The following is a 21,593-nucleotide window of genomic DNA, read 5'->3' as shown; positions in this document are numbered from 1 at the left end:
ATATCGATGCTTACATTGATTGTAGAGCCATACTTGTTTATTGACTATTATTAGGTATAAAAAGCCCCGAACCAATTCATGGACAGGGGGTTTTTTATGAATAAGAAAATAAGTAATCCAGATCGTGTGTTAGTGGTAACGATCATTATGATCTTATTGTTCGGTACGGTAATGGTTTATAGTGCATCTTCCATTTGGGCTTCATATAAGTTTGATGATCCATTTTATTTTGCGAAACGACAAGTGTTATTTGCTGGAGTTGGTGTTATTGCGATGTTTTTCATTGCGAAGGTTCCGTATTATCAGTGGTTACGTTACCGTGCTTGGATATTTCTTGGCTGCTTATTGTTATTAGTTGCTGTTTTAATACCTGGAATCGGTATGGTTCGGGGTGGGGCTCGCAGTTGGATAGGTGTTAGCGCATTTAGTATTCAACCAGCAGAATTTATGAAACTCGGAATGATTATTTTTTTAAGTGGCTATCTTGTAAATCATCAAGAGAAAATTACGTCGTTTAAAAAAGGGTTTCTCCCGCCGCTTTCACTTATTGTTACGATGTTTCTCCTTATTATGTTACAGCCAGATTTAGGGACAGGCATGGTATTTTTACTCACTTGTTTTTTACTGTTATTTGTAGCTGGAGCAAAGATTGCTCATTTTCTGTTTCTGGCAGGAATAGGTGTCATCGGGTTTTTGTTTTTAATTATTTCAGCCCCCTATCGAATCAATCGAATTACTGCATTTCTTGATCCATGGGAGGATCCATTAGGAAATGGGTTTCAAATTATTCAATCATTATATGCTATAGGTCCTGGTGGTTTATTTGGGGTAGGATTCGGAAACAGTTTGCAGAAATATTTTTATTTGCCAGAACCACATAACGATTTTATCTTTGCTATCATTGCTGAAGAATTAGGATTCATCGGTGGATTAGCTGTCATCAGCCTTTTTGTTACGTTTATTTGGAGAGGTGTGTTAACTGCTATTTATGCCCCTGACCTTTATGCACGTTTACTTGCGATTGGAATTGTTGGAATGATCGCGACGCAAGTTATAATTAATATTAGTGTTGTTATCGGCCTAATCCCAGTTACAGGCATTACACTTCCTTTTTTGAGCTACGGTGGTTCATCGTTAACTTTAACATTATGTTCGGTGGGTATACTGATAAATATCAGCCAATATAGAAAATTTTAGGCCTTTTTGATCGTGTTACCATGCACGAGAGTATGGTATAATAGATACACTACGAATATGGGTAACTGTTCAAGATAAACATGTGTAAAGGAAGTTATCGTCATGCCCGAAAAACGAGTCGTTTCAATCGAAGATCGGATTCCAAAATTAAAGCGCGAGCGAAGGAAGAAAGCAAACCGTCGACTCATTATTTATTTGGCGATCTTCTTTTTCTTAATTTGTTTCGTCATCTATTTACAGTCACCATTAAGTCATGTTCAGAAAGTTGTCGTAGACGGCAATCAATGGGTGGATAAGCAAGAAATAGTTGATAAGAGTGCAGTAACTTTAGAATCGAATTTTTGGGGTGTTCAGTCAAGTGAAGTTAAGCAAGCGATTGTAGAGCATCCATTGATTCAGTCGGTGAGCGTATCAAAGCAATTTTATCATCAAATTCGAATTGACATTAAGGAATTAAAGCATGTCGGCTATATTGAAGCAGAAAGTAAAGTTGTCCCTCTATTGGAAAACGGTGATCAGTTAGATGCTATCAATTGGGAAGAAGTCAATCCATCTGTACCAATTTTATCTGACTTCTCAAAACCGATATATATCCAAGAATTGGCTAATGAATTAAATAATCTATCGACTTATCTATTGTCTATCATTTCTGAAATTCATTGGACGCCGACAGAGGGAAATCCTTATCAAATTACATTATATATGAGTGATGGATATGAAGTAGAGTCTTCGATTCGCAATTTATCTGCATTACTCGATACTTATCCTTCGATCGTTTCACAACTTGATTCGAAACAAGATGGTGTCATAACGATTGATGATGGTGGAGCTGTTTTTACACCTTATGACGAAGTAAATGAAGATAAAGAGGAAGAAAGCGTAGAGTAAGCAGGAATTTTATTATATATGTAGAATAATCATTTTAAGTGGATTTTTTTGTGATAAATTTGCATATTTTCATGAAAAATTGTTGTTTTTTTATTATAATGGGTGTTAACACTATTTATTCTATGCAATCGGTAGTAAGCTATGTGAGGAAATAGGAGGTGCCTTATGGACAACAGTGATATTTTGGTCAGCCTGGATATAGGTACATCAAATGTGAAAGTAATCATTGGAGAAATTTTAGAAGATTCTCTTAATATAATCGGGGTTGGATCAGCAAAATCTTTAGGAATGAAAAAAGGTGCAATTGTTGACATTGATCAAACCGTTCATTCCATACGGTCTGCTGTCGAGCAGGCAGAAAGAATGGTGGACATACATATTGATCGCGTCATTGTTGGCATTAACGGAAATCATGTACAGTTACAACCGTGTCATGGAGTAGTAGCTGTATCAAATGAAAATAAGGAAATTGCGGAGGAGGACATTCATCGAGTCATGGATGCTGCTCAAGTCATTTCGATCCCACCAGAGCGTGAGATTGTGGATGTGATTCCGCAGCAGTTTATTGTCGATGGTTTAGATGAAATACGCGATCCAAGAGGTATGATCGGTGTACGATTAGAAATGGAAGGCACCATTATTACTAGTTCAAAAACATTTTTACATAATATTCTAAAATGTGTGGAAAAAGCAAACCTTGAAATTATGGATATTTGCTTGCAACCTTTAGCCACAGGTGAGATGGCATTGTCCAAAGATGAAAAAAACCTTGGTGTAGCCTTAATGGATATCGGCGGTGGCAGTACGACTGTCTCCGTTTTTGAAAACGATGTGCTAGTCGATACTGCTGTTGTTCCGTTAGGTGGTGATAATATTACGAAAGACATTTCCATTGGTTTACGTACAACATCCGAAGAAGCTGAAGATATTAAAATGAATTATGGTCATGCTTTTTTTGATAATGCCAGTGAAGAGGAAATGTTTGATGTAAATATTATCGGGAGCAATCAAAAGCAAACGTTTCATCAATTAGATATCGCTGAAATTATTGAAGCTAGATTGGAAGAAATTTATTATTACAGTGCAAGGGAAATTCAAAAAATGGGGTTAGATGAAATCCCGGGAGGAATTGTTTTAACGGGTGGCAGTTTGAATATGCCAGGTGCTAGTGAACTCGCCCAAGATCTTTTCCAAAGCAATGTACGCATCGCTATTCCGGATTACATAGGCGTACGTGATCCTCAGTTTACGTCTGGTGTGGGTATCTTGAAATTTGCTTATAAGAATGCGAAAATACAAGGGAAAGAGTTTTCAAATGCAGTGGTAATGGAAACAGCAGGACAAGCTCCAGTTGAAAAGAAAAAAACGATGAAGGAACCGAAAGAACCTAAAAAACAAAAGAAACGATCGAATAAAGAACCGAAATTAGCAAACTTTTTTAAGTACTTCTTTGATTGATAATGAATGATACATATTTGATAGAAGTATTTGTGACGGGAAACTAGGAGAATTAGGAGGAAATTGAATGTTAGACTTTGAAACAGATATGGACCAACTTGCAACGATAAAAGTAATCGGTGTTGGCGGTGGTGGAAGTAATGCTGTGAATCGCATGATTGAACATGGTGTTCAAGGTGTTGAATTCATCGCTGTGAATACTGATGCACAAGCTCTTAATCTTTCAAAAGCTGAAGTGAAAATGCAAATTGGAACAAAGTTAACGAGAGGATTAGGGGCTGGAGCGAATCCAGAAGTAGGTAGAAAAGCAGCAGAAGAAAGTAAAGAGCAATTGGAAGAGATTTTAAAAGGTTCTGATATGGTGTTTGTTACAGCTGGTATGGGTGGTGGCACTGGTACTGGTGCGGCACCGGTTATTGCACAAGTAGCGAAGGAATTAGGGGCATTAACAGTCGGTGTTGTTACAAGACCATTTACATTTGAAGGGCGAAAAAGAGCAACACAAGCGGTTTCTGGAATTGATGGATTGAAACAAAGTGTTGATACGCTGATTGTGATTCCAAATGACCGTTTACTCGAAATTATCGATAAAAATACACCGATGTTAGAGGCATTCCGGGAAGCGGATAATGTGCTACGACAAGGTGTTCAAGGTATATCTGACCTCATTGCGACACCTGGATTGATTAACGTTGATTTTGCTGACGTAAAAACGATCATGGCTGATAAAGGTTCAGCATTAATGGGAATTGGTGTAGCAACTGGCGAAAGTCGAGCAGGCGAAGCAGCGAAAAAGGCTATTTCATCACCATTATTGGAGACGTCAATCGATGGTGCGCATGGTGTGTTAATGAATATTACAGGTGGTACGAACTTGAGCTTATATGAAGTTCAAGAAGCTGCTGATATTGTGACGTCTGCAGCAGACCAAGAAGTGAATGTCATTTTTGGTTCAGTCATTAATGACGAGTTAAAGGATGAAATTGTTGTAACTGTCATTGCTACTGGTTTTGATGAAACGCAATTAAAACAGCAATCATCATCTTCACGACCAAAGGCAATGCCGCAACAACAAAACAATCAACGTGAAAGAAAACAAGAGTCGCCGAATCAGGAACCAACCATTAATCAACGGCCAAAACAAGAAGAAGACACATTGGATATTCCAACCTTCTTACGTAACCGAAATAAAAGAAGATAATTTATAGATATTACTGTGATCAAATGTATGTCAATGTAAGCGACTGTCAAAAAAGTTCGATACTATCGAAACATCCGAATCTTATCTGTGAGTCAACAGATAGGTTCGGATTTTTTTATCAATCGTGATCTGTGATTTGCGTCAAACGGCAGAAAAGAAAGTAGCTGTTTGCAGCAAATATGAATATACGCGTCAAACAGGAGAAGAGGAAGTTGCTGTTTGCAGTAAATATGAATATATGATGCAAACAAGGGTCTGGAGGTCACCTATTTGCATCAAAAAATGAAAGTCCCCCATAAGCTGCTAACGTTAAGGGGGACTTTCATACTGTATGCTAAAGGATGTGAATCATTTGATTTTAGAATGCGGGAATAGAAGCTTCTCCTTCACGAGAATTTAAAAAGGTGCGAACCTCTTCGCTTGTCATCGCATCAGCTAATTTTTGAATAAGTTCTGAATCCGCATTATCTTTACGCGCGACTAATGTGATTGCAAATTTATTATCTTCTTTTTCGGTAATAAGCGCATCTTCAGCTGGGGTTAAATCTAAATGACCAGCGTGTGTTGGGTTCACAATAATGCCATCAACATCTTTATACAAACGCGTTAATGCAGCAATTCCTGCTTGTTCAAAACGATAGTTGTGAGAGTCTTCTTTAATATCCTCTAATCCATACTGTCCATTATCTATTTCCTTCAGCTTTATTAAATCATGTGCAGCTAACAGGCGAAGAGAACGGTCTATGTTAGATGGATCATTTGCAATACCAATTGTAGCGTCATCAGGAAGCGCATCGATACTTGCGTATTCTTTTGTATAGAGTCCGAAATTAGCATAATAAATCGGCTGAACCTCGGTTAGATCAGCATCTGAGTTCTGATTAAACTGCTTCATAAATGGGACGTGTTGTGAAAAGTTCGCATCCACCTCTTCGTTTGCTAAAGCTTCGTTAGGTTGAATATAGTTTCCCATTTCAACAATGTCTACGTGAATATCTTCTTCAGCAAGGTTTTCTTTAGCAATTTCCACAACATCTAACATCGGCGACTCAACTACAGCAACGCTCACTGTTTGTTCTTGACTTTCTCCATTATTATTGTTATCACTTGATTCGTTTGTATTCTCGCTGTCGCCATTCTCGTTACATGCGACGAGCACAGATACTAGAACGACCATCATGATTAGTAATCTTTTTTTCATCAATCATGTCCCCCTTATCGTTTATCTAACTTTCTTGCTAATGTAATGCCAGCATATTGAATGAGTTGTACAAATATCACCATAATAATGATAATATATATCATCAAATCAGTTCGAAATTGTTGGTAACCATAACGGATAGCAAAGTCGCCAATACCACCACCACCGACGACACCCATAATCGTTGAATAAGATATAAAACTAATCGTCGATGTTGTCATACTTAGGATAAGCGCTGAGCGTGCTTCAACGAATAAAAATTTGATAATAATATCTTTAACCGACGCCCCCATCGAAACAGCCGCCTCCATTACGCCTTTTGGCACATCGAGAAGCGATTGCTCTACAAGGCGAGAATAGTGTGCGATCGCGATAACGGTCATCGGTACAGTCGCAGCAGCCGTACCAATCGCCGTTCCAATAATGAAACGGGTAAACGGAATCAAGAAGATTACGAGTAACAAGAATGGAAACGAACGGATAATGTTTACGATCAAGTTTAACGATGAAAAGATGAGTTGATCTTCAAGTAATTGCCCTTTGCGACACAAAAACAAAAAGGTACCTACTGGAAGCCCTATACATAATGCCGCTAGTATTGAAAAACCAACCATAATAAATGTTTCACCAATAGATACCCAAATCTCAGTTTGATACTTCACTAATATATCAGGCATCATTGATGTCACCACCTGATGTTAACCGTTTGACAAATCCTTCGGCGCTATGCTCCATTTTGTGTATACCAGTCGGCTTAATCTCAAGTTCATCATAGACTTGACCATCTGCTAAAACAGTTACTCGTTCACAGATACTTTCAATGACTTCCATTTCATGACTAACTATGACAATGGTGACACCAAATTTTTGATTGATCCGTTGTAATACTTCTAGCACTTCTGCTGTCGTATTCGGGTCAAGCGATGACGTAGGTTCATCACATAACAACACTTGAGGCTGATTAACGATTGCTCGTGCAATAGCGACACGTTGTTTTTGACCACCACTAAGCTGCCCTGGATAATGATCTTTTAACGTCTCAAGGCCGATAAAACGTAAACTCTCCATGACACGTTCTCTGCGGTCCTTTTTCGGCGTTTTCGCTAATTCTAGTGGCACGACGACATTATCAAATACAGTTTTATTGCCGACTAAATGATACCCCTGGAAAATCATACCTAACGACTGACGAATATGACGAATTTGCTTGCCTTTTAAATGATTTAACGTTTTACCAGCGATGATCACGTCTCCTGCATCAGGATGTTCAATTACATTCATTAAACGTAGTAATGTTGATTTTCCTGTACCACTCGCACCAATAATTCCATGAATTTCACCAGAAGTAATATGTAATGATATCGACTGAATCGCTTCGAATGAGCCGAACAGTTTGCTGACATTATCCAAAGTAATCATAAAAAAACCCCTTTCCTACATGAAAGGTGAATCAGAACTTCTTTATTATAACTCATGAACATGTGGTTGTCATTCGTTAGAAATTGATACGAATGCTGGTTCAGATTCTTTTCATCATTTGTTTGTATGTTACAAATGAACTGATTTTTATTATAGGTATTCCTCAAGCAAGGGAGCATTAAGTTGTTCTCTTGCTCTTTTAGATTGAGGAAAACTGATGATGTCATCTGTTTGTTTTACCCATCCAATCGTCATTCCTTTGTCCGACTTCATTTTTTTGACAAAATCAATAAAAATAGCCTAAAAAAAGATGGATACACTTTACAAAGTGTGACAGACTTCTGTTTCTATTTTCTTTATACTTATGGACAGAGAGAGGGATCAGAAACATTGAGAATGTTTTGAAAGGAAGGAAAAGGTGATTGTATATGTAGAAGTCATATGGTTGTTAAATTTGTTAATTGATTGGATGATATTACTACTCACACAATCCATAACGAAACAAACAACGAAACAATATCGATTATTTCTAGCAAGTTTTATCGGAGCTATCGTAATTCCATTAGCGTTTCTATTTCCTTCTTTTAATATGCAAGCTTGGCCACTGAAAGTGATTCATTCACTCGTTATCGTCTATGTTGCGTTCGGCTTTGCCAATTTTGTCACTTATATGCGAGCGCTACTGACCTTTTATTTTATGACGTTTGCTATTGGTGGTGGATTATTAGCCTGTCACTATTTATTCGCAACTGAAACCATGATACCTACAAGTCCGACTATGGAACCAACGTATATTAATGGACTATTTGTGTTGATTGGTTTTCCTGTAATTGCTTTATTTACGAAAATCCGTATGGACAAGCACCAATTTCATCAATTGAAAGCCAATTATATTTATCAAATTACGATTAGCTGGAAAGGGAAACTTGCTAGTGTTCATGGGTATCTAGATAGTGGAAATCATCTGAGCGATCCAATGACCCAAACTCCTGTGATGATATGTGAACAATCTGTGTTACATACGTGGCTGACACCAACAGAAATTAAGCGATTAGAGAGTTCATCTCAACAACTCATCAATGGAGAAATCAACCATTTGGCGCTCGAAGATTTTCGTATTATTCCTTATCAAGGCGTAAGTGGTCAAACAGATCTGATGGTTGTCTTTAAACCAGATTATATTCAAATTCAAACAGATCATACAATGAGCACGAATAGACGTGTACTCATTGGCATCCAGTTCGGCGAAATCACTTCTGATGGTAGGTATCAATGTTTGCTTCATCCCAAACTTTTCGATCAAGTGGGATAAAAAAGAAAGATAAAGGAGATATAGCGTATGCAGTTTACTCAACACAAATATAAAATGATTTTTTACCGTATCTTAAAAAAGTTAGGTATTAACGTTGACGAAGTTTATTACATTGGAGGTAGTGAAGCTTTACCCCCACCTCTGTCGAAAGAAGAAGAATATAAACTTATTCATCGCTTGCCAGAGGGCGATCAGGCAGCGCGTGCGATGTTAATTGAACGTAACTTGCGTCTAGTTGTATACATCGCGCGGAAATTTGAGAATACAGGAATTAATATTGAAGATTTAATTAGTATTGGTACCATTGGTTTAATTAAAGCGATCAATACATTTAATCCGGAGAAAAAAATCAAACTAGCTACTTATGCTTCTCGCTGTATCGAAAATGAAATTCTCATGTATTTACGAAAAAATAATAAACTAAAAACAGAAGTTTCTTTTGATGAACCTTTGAATGTTGATTGGGATGGAAATGAATTATTGTTATCTGATGTGTTAGGAACAGATGAGGATATAACATTTAGAGATCTTGAATCGAACGTAGATAAATCCTTATTGAAAAAAGCGTTAAGTCAACTCAATGGAAGAGAGCGACAAATTATGGAATTGCGATTTGGGCTCGTTAATCATCAAGAAAAAACCCAAAAAGATGTGGCTGATATGTTAGGAATTTCCCAATCATACATTTCTCGACTGGAAAAAAAAATTATTAAACGTCTACAAAAAGAATTTAATAAAATGGTTTAATACCAATTAATGGGTATCTATCCTCGTGCATATTTTCATCTCGATTGGTGATACTGAAGATTGAGAAGGATCTCCAATCGGGAGGGTACGATATGACGAGACAAAAAGTAGAAATTTGTGGGGTAGATACCGCAACCTTACCAGTATTAAAAAATGAAGAAATGCGAGAACTGTTTACACAAATGCAAGCAGGAGATCAATATGCACGAGAACAATTAGTAAACGGAAACTTACGCTTAGTATTAAGTGTGATTCAACGTTTTTCTAACCGTGGTGAATATGGAGATGATTTATTTCAAGTAGGTTGTATTGGTTTATTGAAATCGATTGATAACTTTGATTTAAGTCAAAATGTGAAATTTTCCACTTATGCCGTTCCGATGATTATCGGGGAAATTCGACGTTATTTACGTGATAACAATCCGATTCGTGTTTCAAGATCCTTACGTGATATCGCGTATAAAGCATTACATGCACGAGAAAAACTAATGAACGAAACATCAAAGGATCCTTCTCCAAGTGAAATAGCCGAAGAATTAGATGTCCCCGTAACGGATGTTATTTTTGCCTTAGACGCGATTCAAGATCCAGTGTCCTTATTTGAACCAATTTTTAATGACGGTGGAGATCCCATTTACGTGCTTGATCAATTAAGTGATGATAGCATTAAAGATAGCGATTGGGTGAATCATCTATCTATCAAGGAAGGTATGCACAGACTCAATAAACGTGAAAAAATGATTCTAAGTAAACGTTTTTTTCAAGGAAAGACTCAGATGGAAGTGGCTGAAGAAATTGGCATTTCCCAAGCGCAAGTGTCTCGCCTTGAAAAAGCAGCCATTAAAGAAATGAATAAAGAAATGTTTGAATAACTGATACATAAAACCCGACCAATCATTGCACGGTCGGGTTTTATTTTATATTATCGATTTTTTCGTGATCGTTCTTGCATTCGTTTTTCTGCTTGTTCGCTTCTTGCCATAGCTTCTTGGTCATCATGATCTGCTAATTCTTCGGAAAATTCAGTATCGAAGGCATGTGCGATCTGATTTTTGGGTGTTTGCGCTAGTGGCTTTTTGCCCTTTGGTTTTGTGTGCTCATCTCTCCCCATATGATCCCTCCTTTCTACACATTAGTGTGAACACGAACGCTTAAATCATGCGTCAGTATCTTTTTCGATTCATGCACCATAAATTTTAAAAATGGACATATATTGAATATAAAGGGTGGTGATGAGTTTGATGACATTATCGACTTTGCAAATGAAAGATATTGTATATATTGAGGATGGTACGAAAGTTGGCCATATTACAGATATTGAAATTGATGTTGATTTAGGACAGATTACGAATCTTGTGATTGCGACGAAATCTAAAGTATTCGGTATGTTTGGCGAATCCAGGGAAGTCAACATCCCTTGGGAACATATTATGAAGATTGGTCATGATGTTATTTTAGTGAAGAAGGGAAATTATTATTCGTTGCCTAACGGTGATCATAATCAACAAAATGCCTAGCAAGAAGAGTTGTTTATGATTGTGACTGTAAACGGTAATAAAATTGTGGTAAAATGATGAAAAATAGGAGGATCGAAAAATGGAGCCGTTTGAATTTTGTCAAACGAACCAATTGTTTTGGACAAGCATGTGGAACAAACGAGACAACAACCTTCTTGCTGGTTTGACTACAAAATGGGGTGGTGTCAGTCAACCTCCTTATGAGAGTTGGAATTTTGGTTTTCACGTGGATGATGATCCGAACGATGTGTATAAAAATCGAAATATATTGGCCGATAAGCTTGAAGTGCACTAAATCGTTGGGTCATGCCGGAACAGGTTCACGGGACAAACGTAAAAGTAGTCACTGAAGATGAGGCGGGCAAGGGAAGTCAATCCATGACGGATACAGTTCGTGGATGTGATGGATTAGTGACACGTCAAAAGAATCTACTGCTTACGGCATTATTTGCAGACTGTGTGCCATTATTCTTTTATGAACCAGAACAAGAACTGATTGGTATTTCTCATGCAGGATGGCGTGGTACAACAGGGAATATTGCTGGACATACCGTAGAAAAACTGGTCGAATTAGGAGCACGTAGAGATCAAATTGAAGTCGTTATCGCACCTTCCATTTGCAGTCAATGTTATCAAGTGGATCAGAACGTCATTGACCATATACCAACTGATTGTTCCATTGTATATGAAAAAGATGGAAATGGTTATCATTTGGATTTAAAGAAATTAAATCAGCTTTTTTTACGACAATCGGGTATTGTCGATGAAAATATTATGGTAACGGATGATTGTACGGCAGAAAGTGAGTTATTGTATTCGCATCGTCATGATCCAAAGCCAACTGGAAGAATGCTCGGATTTATTTATATGACAAAATCATGAGTTCAAGCCATGAAACATTCATTTCTTTTCAATATAGTGATATCGTAGGCAATAGGCGAACAGGGGGTTACATATGATGAAAGTCGAAGAAAATTTACAAACGATTCGAAAAAACATACAACAAGCATGCAAAAATGCTGGACGAAGAGAAAATGATGTAAATATTATTGCGGTAACGAAGTACGTATCCATCAACCGAGCAAAAGAAGCAATTGATGCGGGCATTTCCTGTTTAGGGGAAAATCGTATGGAAGGATTTTTAGCCAAACATGAAGCAATTGGTAAAGAGGCAGAATGGCATTTTATTGGCTCATTACAATCGAGAAAAGTGAAAGAAGTCATTGAAGATGTTGATGTGATTCATTCGTTGGATCGACGCTCACTTGCGAAAGAAATTCATAAACGAGCAACAAAACCTGTTTCTTGTTTTGTGCAAGCGAATGTCAGTGGAGAATCGTCAAAACATGGTGTGGCCAAAGATGAAGTGGTTTCTTTTATTGAGCAAATGAAAGATTATCCCAATATTCGAGTGGAAGGATTAATGACGATGGCACCTTATACGAACGATCACGAGTATCTTCGCTCAATTTTCCGTACATTACGACAATTACGAGACGAAGTTCAACAACATCATTGGGCACATGCACCTTGTCAAGAGTTGTCAATGGGTATGAGCAATGATTACCAGATCGCAGTAGAAGAAGGAGCAACTTATATACGTATTGGCAGCGAATTAGTCGGACCATATGAAGAACAGACTTCTTAACCCTATGCAATGAAATGAAAAGAGGTGAAAAAATGGGAATGAAAGGGAAATTTAAAAATTTTTTTGGCATTGAAGACGAATATGATTTTGTAGACGAAGTAGAAGATGATGAAGAATTAGATGAGCGTGGGAAAGAGAAAAACAATGTCGTGTCATTATCATCTGTCCAAAAAAGTTCAAAAATGATATTATGTGAGCCAAGGTCCTACAGTGAAGTGCAAGAGATTGCAGATCACATGATTCATCGTCGAGCAGTTGTCATTAATTTACAACGCGTAGATACAGAACAAGCGAGACAGATTATTGATTTTATGAGCGGCACGGTGTATGCATTATCCGGTCAAATTAAAAAATTAGGATCACAAACCTTTCTTTGTACACCAGACCATGTAGAAGTGTCTGGCAATATAACAGAAATTATGGAAGAAGCAGATCCAGAACAAAGGTGGTAAATCAATGTTTTTTGTGTATGAGATTTTATCAACAGCACTGACTATATACTTTTATGCGATGATTGTATATATCTTAATGTCCTGGTTTCCAGGGGCAAGAGAATCGCAATTTGGTCAGATTCTTGCTTCGATTGTTGAACCGTATTTGGAACCGTTTCGTAAAGTGATTCCTCCGATTGGTGGTATGATTGACATTTCACCGATTGTAGCATTATTTGTTTTGCGATTTGCTGAAACGGGTTTATATTATCTATTTTTTGAGTTATTGATGTAGCGTATAAGGTGAGTGGACCATGGATTTATATCAACATTTTCGGGAAGAAGAGTATCCTTTTATCGACCAAGTATTATCTTGGCGTGATCATGTAGAGACAAGATACGAAATGAAAATCACCGACTTTTTACACCCAAGGGAGCAGAAAATATTTCGTACCATTATTGGAAATGATGAAAATTTACAGCTTTCTTTTTTTGGCGGTTGGGATCAGGCAGAACGTAAACGTGCAATATTAGCCCCCTTTTATCAGACGATCCAAGAAAGTAGTTATGAGGTCGATCTGTTAGAAGCAACCTATCCACAGAAATTTGTCACGATTGAACACCCAGATGTGTTGGGAGCTTTTTTATCGGCGGGCATTAAACGGAAAAAAATCGGTGATATTGTTATTAATGACAATCAGGTGCAAATATTGGTTGCTCGGGACATTACGGCATATTTGCTTGCCAATATCACGTCGATTAAAAAGGCACGTGTTCAATTTGAACAAGTACCTATACAAAATCGCATCGTGCCACAAGAAAGTTGGCAGGAAAAAATCACGACCTGCTCATCATTACGCTTGGATGTTGTTCTAAAGGAAATTTATCAATTATCTCGCAAACAAGCTTTAACGTACATTCAAAAAGGATTGGTGAAAGTGAATTTCCAAACCGTGGAACAACCATCATTTGTTGTGGAAGCAGACGATTTACTCAGTGTACGTGGTAAAGGAAGAGCAAGTATAGCTGATGTACAAGGCTATACAAAAAAAGGGAAAATACGTATTTCATATGAAAAATTATTATGAAAATTGTAGAATTTTGCTTTTCTTATGAAATAAATATGATACGATAGAATACAAAGAGAATACTTCGTTAAGGAGGGGCCACTTTGGGATTATCACCGCTCGATATTCATAACAAGGAATTCACACGTAGTTTTCGTGGGTACGATGAAGATGAGGTTAATGAATTTTTAGACCAAGTGATCAAAGATTATGAAGCTGTTATTCGTGAAAAGAAAGATTTAAAAGAACAAGTAGAACAATTAAACGAAAAAATGGAACACTTTTCGAATATTGAGACGACTTTGAATAAATCGATTTTAGTCGCTCAAGAAACAGCAGAAGATGTGAAAGAGAGTGCGCAAAAAGAATCGAAATTAATCATTAAAGAAGCAGAAAAAAATGCAGATCGTATCGTGAATGAAGCTCTACATAAATCAAGAACGATTGCACTAGAAGTGGAAGAATTAAAAAAGCAAGCCAAAGTCTTCCGTACAAGATTAAAAATGTTAGTGGAAGCCCAACTTGACTTGATTAACAGCAATGATTGGGAAGAATTGTTGGATGTCAATTTTGATGAGCAAGAAGGAGAAGACGTAGAGCAAGAAGAAGAAGTAAATAGTTATTAACGCTTGACGTGACCTAACGAATTACATATAATTTGATTACATCGAAATAATAAGCAAAGTACGTTGATTGGGAGAGTATGGTGATGAATAGCTTTCAAAGCGAGTCAGGGATGGTGGAAGCCTGATAAAGCCCATTATCAGAAGATCACCCATGAAGTAGTTGTGTTGAATATAAGTAGACGCAATCGTTTCATTCACGATACGAATGTTGGAGTGGACAATGACTGATTGATCATCGGCATTGTCTATGAGGGTGGTACCGCGAGTCCTTCTCGTCCCTTAGGATGAGAGGGGCTTTTTTTATCGTAAGAAATAGATAGTTGATGAAGTTATGGCTTTAATGACACGAAAAGGAGGATGTTTTGTATGGAATATAAAAAGACCTTAAATATGCCTAAAACGGCATTTAAAATGAAAGGGAATCTCCCCAATAAAGAACCGCAAATTCAACAAGATTGGGATCAACAACACATTTATGAACAGGTGCAAGAACGTACGAAAGATAGACCTTTATTTGTTTTGCATGATGGGCCTCCATACGCAAATGGTGATATTCATATGGGGCATGCGCTGAATAAAATTTTGAAAGACTTTATTATTCGCTATAAGTCTATGGCTGGTTTTTACGCCCCGTATGTTCCAGGATGGGATACACATGGATTACCTATCGAGCATGCACTTGCTAAAAAGAAAGTCGATCGAAAGAAAATGACCGCAGCAGAATTTAGACAAAAGTGTGCTGAATACGCACTGAAACAATTAGATAATCAACGGACACAATTTAAACAACTCGGTGTACGTGGTGACTGGGAAAATCCATATATTACACTCAATAAATCATTTGAAGCTTCACAAATTAGAGTGTTTGGAGAAATGGCGAAAAAAGGCTATATATACAAAGGACGCAAGCCAGTATATTGGTCACCTTCTTCTGAGTCAGCTTTAGCAGAAGCTGAAATTGAGTATCATGATAAACGCTCACCTTCGATTTATGTCGGATTTGAAGTAAAGGATGGTAAGAATCTCTTAGCAGGCGATGAACAGTTTATCATCTGGACTACCACACCTTGGACGATCCCTGCGAACCTAGCGATTGCTGTTCATCCTGAGTTAGAATATGCGGTTGTTCACGTAAAAGGTCAAAAGTATGTGATTGCTCATGATTTAGTGGAGGAAGTTCAACAAGCACTTGGTTGGGAGAATCCAGAAGTTGTGCAAACATTTAAAGGGGATCAAGCAGAGCGATTAGTGGCCAAACATCCAATGTATGACCGTGATTCGTTAGTGATTTTAGGTGATCACGTTACGACTGATAGTGGTACAGGATTGGTACACACAGCCCCTGGTCATGGTGAAGATGACTTTGTTATCGGTCAAGCGTATGGACTTGACGTATTATGCCCTGTCGATGAAAAAGGGTATTTTACGGATGAAGCACCAGGATTTGAAGGTGTATTTTATGATGCTGCGAATAAAGAAATTACGCAAAAGTTAGATGAAAAAGGTGCGTTATTACACTTAGAATTTATTACGCACTCTTATCCGCATGATTGGCGTACGAAAAAGCCGACCATTTTCCGTGCAACGAACCAATGGTTTGCTTCCATTAAGGATTTTCGTCAAGATATTTTGAATGAAATTAAACGGATTACTTGGTTACCAAAGTGGGGAGAGACGCGTTTATATAATATGGTGCGAGATCGTGAAGACTGGTGTATTTCACGTCAAAGAATTTGGGGTGTACCGATCCCGGTATTCTATGCTGAAGATCGAACGCCAATTATTAACGACGAAACGATTTCTCATGTAGCTCAATTATTCGAGAAACATGGATCAAATATCTGGTTCGAATGGGACGCAGAAGACTTATTGCCAGGTGGATTTACGTCTCAACATAGTCCAAATGGTAGATTTACAAAAGAAATGGACATTATGGATGTTTGGTTTGACTCTGGTTCAACACATGAAGGCGTGCTAAATAACCATCCAGAATTACAGCGTCCGGCTGATGTTTATTTAGAGGGATCTGATCAATACCGTGGTTGGTTTAATTCGTCGATTTCAACGTCTGTTGCCATTACTGGAAAATCTCCATACGAGACAATTATTAGTCACGGCTTTGCGTTAGATGGCGATGGTCGTAAGATGAGTAAATCGCTCGGAAACGTCGTGGTACCTTCAAAAGTCATGAAGCAGTATGGTGCCGATATTCTACGTCTGTGGGTGGCATCTGTTGATTATTCAGCAGACGTACGTATTTCTGACGAGATCTTAAAACAAATTGCTGAAGGTTATCGCAAGATCCGTAATACGTTCCGCTTTATTTTAGGAAACTTAAAAGACTTTTCAGTTGAAAATAAAGTCGATGAACAGGATTTACAAGAAGTCGATCGTTATATGTTAGTGAAATTAAATCGTGTGATTGCTAAGGTACGAAAAGCATATGATGAATATGATTTTTCTACGGTATACCAAACGATCCACAATTTCTGTACCATTGATTTAAGTTCATTCTATCTAGACTTTGCGAAGGATATTTTGTATATCGAACAAGAAGATCATCCGAAACGAAGAAGTATTCAGACGGTCTATTATGAGATCTTAACATCATTAGTGAAGCTCCTATCACCGATTCTTAGTCATACGATGGATGAAGTATGGCGATATATTCCGGATGTAGAAGAAGATAGCGTGCAACTGTGTGATATGCCATCAGCAACACATTTAGCAGATGAGCAACAACTTGAAGAAAAATGGGATCAGTTTATGGACATTCGGGATGATATTTTGAAAGGTTTAGAGGAAGCTCGTGCCAACAAAGTGATCGGTAAATCTTTAGAGGCAGCTGTTATGATTAAGCCGAACAATCAACAAATTGCATCTGTACTTCATGAGATTCCACAGCTTCATCAGTTGTTAATCGTTTCACATGCTGAAATTGATGATGACCTTAAGGATGCCAAAGAATATCAATATGTTTCAGTACAGATTGATAAGCATGATGGTGAGACTTGTGAACGTTGTTGGGTGATTTCAGATTCTGTCGGGCAAGATGAAGAACATCCGTCACTCTGCACTCGTTGTGCTGAAATTGTGAAGTCACTACCAGCAGATGTAGTGGAATAATAAATTGGTAACTACCCATCACAATTGGGTAGTTGCTTTTTATCTCATGTTCATATTTATTTTTATGCTATAATGATTGCGTATGGATAATAAAGAGGCAGGAGGACCGCTTATGTGGTGGGTTTATATAGTAGCGTTGGTAGTGGTCTTGTTCGATCAAGCAAGCAAATGGATCGTGGTACGCCAAATGGAAGTTGGTGAGTCGATTCCTGTGATTGATTCGTTCTTTCTTATTACCTCACACCGAAATACGGGTGCTGCTTGGGGCATTTTAGAAGGTCAAATGTTATTTTTCTATGTGATTACATTCGTGGTAATAGGTTTTGTCGTTTATTACATAAACAAGTATGCCAAAGATAGTAAATGGCTGGCCATATCTTTAGCTTTCATTTTAGGTGGTGCGATTGGCAATTTTATTGATCGTTTATTTCGAAAAGAAGTAGTAGATTTCTTTGATCTCTATTTTGGCAGCTATAATTATCCGATTTTTAATATTGCTGATTCATCATTAGTGGTAGGTGTGATCGCCATGTTGATTTATACGATCATTGATGAGCGAAAGAAGAAAAGGAGCGCAAATTAAATGGAAGCTCAATTTTACCAAGTGACTGATCAAGACCATAATAGTCGAATAGATAAATTATTAGTGACTATTACAGATGGATATTCTCGTACGCAAATAAAAACATGGTTCGATGAAAAACGCGTCAAAGTAAATGGAACATCAGTTAAACAAAATTATAAATGTCAAAGCGGTGATGACATTCAATGGGAAGTACCAGAAGTAGAACCAATGGAAATTGAGCCAGAACCTATTCCGATTGATATTTTGTATCAAGATGAGGATCTACTTATCGTCAACAAACCGAGTGATATGGTCGTTCACCCAGCGCCTGGACATCATCATGGAACATTAGTCAATGCGTTATTATATCATTGTGACGATTTGTCTGGCATAAATGGTGTGGCAAGACCGGGTATTGTGCATCGAATTGATAAGGACACAAGTGGATTGTTAGTCGTGGCGAAACATGATCGTGCACATGAACGATTATCCGAGCAATTGAAGGATAAACAAATCAAACGATTCTATCAGGCGATTGTTCACGGAAATATTACGCACGAATATGGTACGATAGATGCCCCAATTGGGCGAAGTAAACAAAATCGTCAACAAATGGATGTCGTTGAAAATGGTAAAGATGCGATGACCCATTTTGAAGTTCTCGAGCGTATTCATGATCAGTATACGTTCATTAAATGTCAATTGGAAACAGGGAGAACCCATCAGATTCGCGTTCATCTAAAATATATTGACCATCCCATTGTCGGTGATCCGAAATACGGTCAACGGAAGACGATAGACGTCGATGGTCAAGCTTTACATGCATACTATTTAGGGTTGTATCATCCGATGAAACAGCAATGGATGGAGTGGGAGGTAGCCCCACCTGAAAAATTCAAGCAAGTTTTACACAAATTACGCCAAAATGATTGACAAAACACTATCGTTTTGTAATAATATAAGAAATATCATAGATGCCTTTAAATACAGTCCCGTGAGGCTGAGAAGGAGTGACGGTGAACGTGGATACGTATATCTAACCCCCTTTATTCCCTTACGGTGATAAAGGGGTATTTATTTAGGTGAAAAAAGGGAGTCAATAAGGATGGAGAAAAAGGCGAATGTGATGGATGGTTCTGCTATGAGACGGGCAATCACTCGTATTGCTCATGAAATCTTAGAGCGGAATAAAGGGTTTGAATCGCTCATGCTTGTAGGCGTTAAAACACGAGGTGTGCCGATTGCAAAACGTCTCCAGGAGAGAATAAAGGAAATTGAGTCGGTAGAAGTACCAATTGGAGAATTGGATATTACCCTTTATCGAGATGATTTAACGCACGAACACAGCGAACCGCAGATCAATGAAACCAATCTTCAAGAATCGATATCTGGGAAGAAAATTGTGCTTATCGATGATGTTTTGTATACAGGAAGAACCGTGCGTGCTGCAATGGATGCAGTGATTGACCAAGGCAGGCCATCACAAATACAGCTGGCTGTGCTTGTTGATCGAGGGCATCGGGAATTACCGATTCGAGCCGATTTTATCGGAAAGAATATACCGACCTCACATGAGGAAATTGTTACTGTAGATTTAGAGGAAATCGACCATCAGGATGCCGTGAGCATTTACCAAAAATAAATCAAGAGGTGACCTTTAAGGAAGTACAGAGATACTTGCAAGGTCGCATATAGGACTCGTGTATACCTTGATACACGTATACCCCTTTGCGACCTTCGCAAAGGGGTTTTTTCATGGATAAAATAGCAGGCAAAGGATGAGAAAATATGTCAGATCAAAAAATGGTACTAGATGTAAAAGATGTACCTCAATTATCAAGATGGATATTATTTAGTATTCAACATTTATTCGCCATGTTTGGAGCAACCATTCTTGTTCCATTTTTGACCGGGTTATCACCAGCAGTGGCACTGATATCAAGTGGTTTAGGAACACTAGCTTATTTGTTCATTACGAAAGGCCAAATTCCAGCCTATTTGGGATCAAGTTTTGCCTTTATTGTGCCAATACAGACAGCCATGGAAGTCTCAGGAACAGCAGGTGTCATGGTAGGGAGTTTTCTTGCTGGTATTGTGTATGGACTATTATCGATGCTCATGAAAATGTTTGGCACCAATTGGGTGATCAAAGTACTACCACCAATTGTCGTTGGACCAGTTATTATGGTGATTGGTTTGAGCCTAGCACCAACAGCCATCGATCAAGCGATGAATGTAGATGGAGAGTACAGTGGAATTCATTTTAGTGTCGCTATCGTCACATTACTAGTGACTGCTCTTGGCTCTCTTTACTTTAAAGGGTTTTTTGGACTCATACCGATTTTAATAGGAATTATAGTAGGTTATCTTTATTCTCTTGTTTTTACGATATTCACAAATATCACGGTGGTTGATACAAGCGGTATTTCAGCAGCTTGGTCGAAAATTATCGATAGTGATTCTGTTTTTCAAGCTATTTCGTCGGCTTTTCTTATGCCAGAGTTCACCGTTCCGTTTGTCGATTATCAGCCATTAGACGTATTAAATCTAAGTATTATATTGATTATGGTACCTATTGCGGTTGTAACGGTAGCTGAACATATTGGTGACCAAATGGTGCTGTCTAAAGTAGCGGGTAGAAATTTCTTGCGTCAGCCAGGACTTCATCGCTCGATCTTCGGGGACGGTGCCGCTACTTTGATAGCGTCTTTACTTGGTGGTCCTCCAAATACTACTTATGGTGAAAATATTGGTGTGCTCGCGATCACGAGAGTATTCAGTGTGTTTGTGATTGGCGGTGCCGCAATTCTTGCCATTTTCTTTGGATTCATCGGAATTATAACGGAAGTTATTGCTTCCATTCCTCGACCTGTCATGGGAGGTGTATCGATTCTATTATTCGGTATTATCGCATCAAGTGGTTTACGTATGCTGATTGACAATGAAGTTGATTTAGCACATAAGCGAAACCTTGTGATTTCATCGGTCATTCTTGTTATTGGAATTGGTGGTGCTGTTATACAAATTCCAGTAACAGAAGAGATGAATGTTGAAATTCCCAGTATGGCTTTAGCTGCCATTATTGGCTTAGTTTTAAATCTCTTGTTACCAGATAAAGAATCAGGATATGGGAACGGTAAGATGTTTTCAACAGAAGAAGAGGGCTCATAAAGCTTGAACAAAATAGGAT

Annotated in this window: 24 protein-coding genes and 1 other annotated feature; of the genes, 20 read left to right on the top strand and 4 right to left on the bottom strand. The window is 38.0% G+C overall.

Going from position 1 to position 21,593, the window contains the following annotated elements; translation table 11 throughout:
- Window positions 1-96 precede the first annotated feature (96 nt).
- The 4 genes from spoVE to ftsZ all read left to right on the top strand — a co-directional run bounded on the left by spoVE (window position 97) and on the right by ftsZ (window position 4,744).
- Window positions 97-1,197: a stage V sporulation protein E gene (gene spoVE / locus J416_RS01185; protein WP_003463177.1), complete on the top strand. Its 1,101-nt coding sequence runs from the start codon at window positions 97-99 to the stop codon at window positions 1,195-1,197.
- Window positions 1,198-1,299: 102 nt separating this feature from the next.
- The gene (locus tag J416_RS01180; protein ID WP_003463175.1) at window positions 1,300-2,085 is read left to right on the top strand and encodes a cell division protein FtsQ/DivIB; all 786 of its coding nucleotides are present in this window, start codon (window positions 1,300-1,302) and stop codon (window positions 2,083-2,085) included.
- 165 nt (window positions 2,086-2,250) lie between these two features.
- A complete protein-coding gene (gene ftsA, locus J416_RS01175) occupies window positions 2,251-3,543 on the top strand; it encodes a cell division protein FtsA (protein ID WP_003463146.1) in 1,293 nt (430 codons plus the stop codon).
- Between the two features lie 67 nt (window positions 3,544-3,610).
- Window positions 3,611-4,744, top strand: coding sequence for a cell division protein FtsZ (ftsZ, locus tag J416_RS01170; RefSeq protein ID WP_003463144.1), 1,134 nt, complete (start codon window positions 3,611-3,613; stop codon window positions 4,742-4,744).
- Between the two features lie 358 nt (window positions 4,745-5,102).
- Here ftsZ and J416_RS01165 read toward each other — a convergent pair whose 3' ends face one another.
- The 3 genes from J416_RS01165 to J416_RS01155 are packed head-to-tail and all read right to left on the bottom strand — an operon-like array spanning window position 5,103 to window position 7,364.
- Window positions 5,103-5,945 carry a MetQ/NlpA family ABC transporter substrate-binding protein gene (locus J416_RS01165; protein ID WP_003463142.1) on the bottom strand — a complete coding sequence of 281 codons (843 nt, stop codon included), beginning with the start codon at window positions 5,943-5,945 and terminating at the stop codon, window positions 5,103-5,105.
- A gap of 14 nt (window positions 5,946-5,959) precedes the next feature.
- A complete protein-coding gene (locus tag J416_RS01160; protein ID WP_040512529.1) occupies window positions 5,960-6,622 on the bottom strand; it encodes a methionine ABC transporter permease in 663 nt (220 codons plus the stop codon).
- On the bottom strand, window positions 6,615-7,364 hold the full coding sequence (locus tag J416_RS01155) for a methionine ABC transporter ATP-binding protein (RefSeq protein WP_003463138.1): 750 nt from the start codon (window positions 7,362-7,364) through the stop codon (window positions 6,615-6,617). Before J416_RS01155 ends, J416_RS01160 begins: the two co-directional genes overlap by 8 nt.
- 418 nt (window positions 7,365-7,782) lie before the next feature.
- On the opposite strand from J416_RS01155, the gene spoIIGA reads away from it, so the two are divergent.
- The 3 genes from spoIIGA to sigG all read left to right on the top strand — a co-directional run bounded on the left by spoIIGA (window position 7,783) and on the right by sigG (window position 10,295).
- Window positions 7,783-8,676, top strand: a complete 894-nt coding sequence (gene spoIIGA, locus J416_RS01150) for a sigma-E processing peptidase SpoIIGA (protein ID WP_003463136.1) — start codon at window positions 7,783-7,785, stop codon at window positions 8,674-8,676.
- Between the two features lie 27 nt (window positions 8,677-8,703).
- Window positions 8,704-9,423: an RNA polymerase sporulation sigma factor SigE gene (sigE, locus tag J416_RS01145; protein ID WP_003463134.1), complete on the top strand. Its 720-nt coding sequence runs from the start codon at window positions 8,704-8,706 to the stop codon at window positions 9,421-9,423.
- 92 nt (window positions 9,424-9,515) lie between these two features.
- Window positions 9,516-10,295, top strand: a complete 780-nt coding sequence (gene sigG, locus J416_RS01140) for an RNA polymerase sporulation sigma factor SigG (protein ID WP_003463133.1) — start codon at window positions 9,516-9,518, stop codon at window positions 10,293-10,295.
- Between the two features lie 50 nt (window positions 10,296-10,345).
- Here the strand turns inward: sigG and J416_RS01135 are convergent, their stop codons facing one another.
- Window positions 10,346-10,534: a YfhD family protein gene (locus tag J416_RS01135; protein ID WP_003463131.1), complete on the bottom strand. Its 189-nt coding sequence runs from the start codon at window positions 10,532-10,534 to the stop codon at window positions 10,346-10,348.
- A gap of 130 nt (window positions 10,535-10,664) precedes the next feature.
- Here J416_RS01135 and J416_RS01130 point away from each other — a divergent pair, with 130 nt between their 5' ends.
- From J416_RS01130 to J416_RS01075, 13 genes are all read left to right on the top strand, one after another.
- Window positions 10,665-10,940 carry a YlmC/YmxH family sporulation protein gene (locus tag J416_RS01130; RefSeq protein ID WP_003463129.1) on the top strand — a complete coding sequence of 92 codons (276 nt, stop codon included), beginning with the start codon at window positions 10,665-10,667 and terminating at the stop codon, window positions 10,938-10,940.
- A 79-nt stretch (window positions 10,941-11,019) separates the two neighbouring features.
- Window positions 11,020-11,235, top strand: a complete 216-nt coding sequence (locus J416_RS16375) for a laccase domain-containing protein (RefSeq protein ID WP_003463125.1) — start codon at window positions 11,020-11,022, stop codon at window positions 11,233-11,235.
- A gap of 11 nt (window positions 11,236-11,246) precedes the next feature.
- Window positions 11,247-11,822, top strand: coding sequence for a peptidoglycan editing factor PgeF (gene pgeF / locus J416_RS14900; RefSeq protein ID WP_083875501.1), 576 nt, complete (start codon window positions 11,247-11,249; stop codon window positions 11,820-11,822).
- Window positions 11,823-11,898: 76 nt separating this feature from the next.
- Window positions 11,899-12,588, top strand: coding sequence for a YggS family pyridoxal phosphate-dependent enzyme (locus J416_RS01120; protein ID WP_003463116.1), 690 nt, complete (start codon window positions 11,899-11,901; stop codon window positions 12,586-12,588).
- A 32-nt stretch (window positions 12,589-12,620) separates the two neighbouring features.
- Window positions 12,621-13,040: a cell division protein SepF gene (locus tag J416_RS01115; protein ID WP_003463115.1), complete on the top strand. Its 420-nt coding sequence runs from the start codon at window positions 12,621-12,623 to the stop codon at window positions 13,038-13,040.
- Window positions 13,041-13,044: 4 nt separating this feature from the next.
- Entirely contained in the window at window positions 13,045-13,314 is a 270-nt protein-coding gene (locus tag J416_RS01110; RefSeq protein ID WP_003463114.1) for a YggT family protein, read from the top strand.
- Between the two features lie 19 nt (window positions 13,315-13,333).
- Window positions 13,334-14,107 (top strand): YlmH family RNA-binding protein, encoded by a 774-nt coding sequence (locus tag J416_RS01105; RefSeq protein WP_003463113.1) that lies wholly within the window; start codon window positions 13,334-13,336, stop codon window positions 14,105-14,107.
- A gap of 83 nt (window positions 14,108-14,190) precedes the next feature.
- On the top strand, window positions 14,191-14,712 hold the full coding sequence (locus tag J416_RS01100; protein WP_003463112.1) for a DivIVA domain-containing protein: 522 nt from the start codon (window positions 14,191-14,193) through the stop codon (window positions 14,710-14,712).
- A gap of 54 nt (window positions 14,713-14,766) precedes the next feature.
- Window positions 14,767-14,995, top strand: a binding site (T-box leader).
- Window positions 14,996-15,078: 83 nt separating this feature from the next.
- The gene (ileS, locus tag J416_RS01095) at window positions 15,079-17,838 is read left to right on the top strand and encodes an isoleucine--tRNA ligase (protein WP_003463111.1); all 2,760 of its coding nucleotides are present in this window, start codon (window positions 15,079-15,081) and stop codon (window positions 17,836-17,838) included.
- 112 nt (window positions 17,839-17,950) lie between these two features.
- Window positions 17,951-18,421, top strand: coding sequence for a signal peptidase II (lspA, locus tag J416_RS01090; RefSeq protein ID WP_003463110.1), 471 nt, complete (start codon window positions 17,951-17,953; stop codon window positions 18,419-18,421).
- Entirely contained in the window at window positions 18,422-19,336 is a 915-nt protein-coding gene (locus tag J416_RS01085; protein WP_003463109.1) for an RluA family pseudouridine synthase, read from the top strand.
- Between the two features lie 166 nt (window positions 19,337-19,502).
- A complete protein-coding gene (pyrR, locus tag J416_RS01080; protein WP_276116381.1) occupies window positions 19,503-20,045 on the top strand; it encodes a bifunctional pyr operon transcriptional regulator/uracil phosphoribosyltransferase PyrR in 543 nt (180 codons plus the stop codon).
- 146 nt (window positions 20,046-20,191) lie between these two features.
- A complete protein-coding gene (locus J416_RS01075) occupies window positions 20,192-21,574 on the top strand; it encodes a uracil-xanthine permease family protein (protein ID WP_003463106.1) in 1,383 nt (460 codons plus the stop codon).
- Window positions 21,575-21,593: the final 19 nt, after the last annotated feature.

Origin of the sequence: Gracilibacillus halophilus YIM-C55.5, from assembly GCF_000359605.1 — a bacterium.
GTDB lineage: Bacteria > Bacillota > Bacilli > Bacillales > Amphibacillaceae > Gracilibacillus > Gracilibacillus halophilus.
The sequence above is the reverse complement of the archived record's forward strand: the minus strand, read 5'-3'. Positions and strand labels throughout refer to the sequence as shown.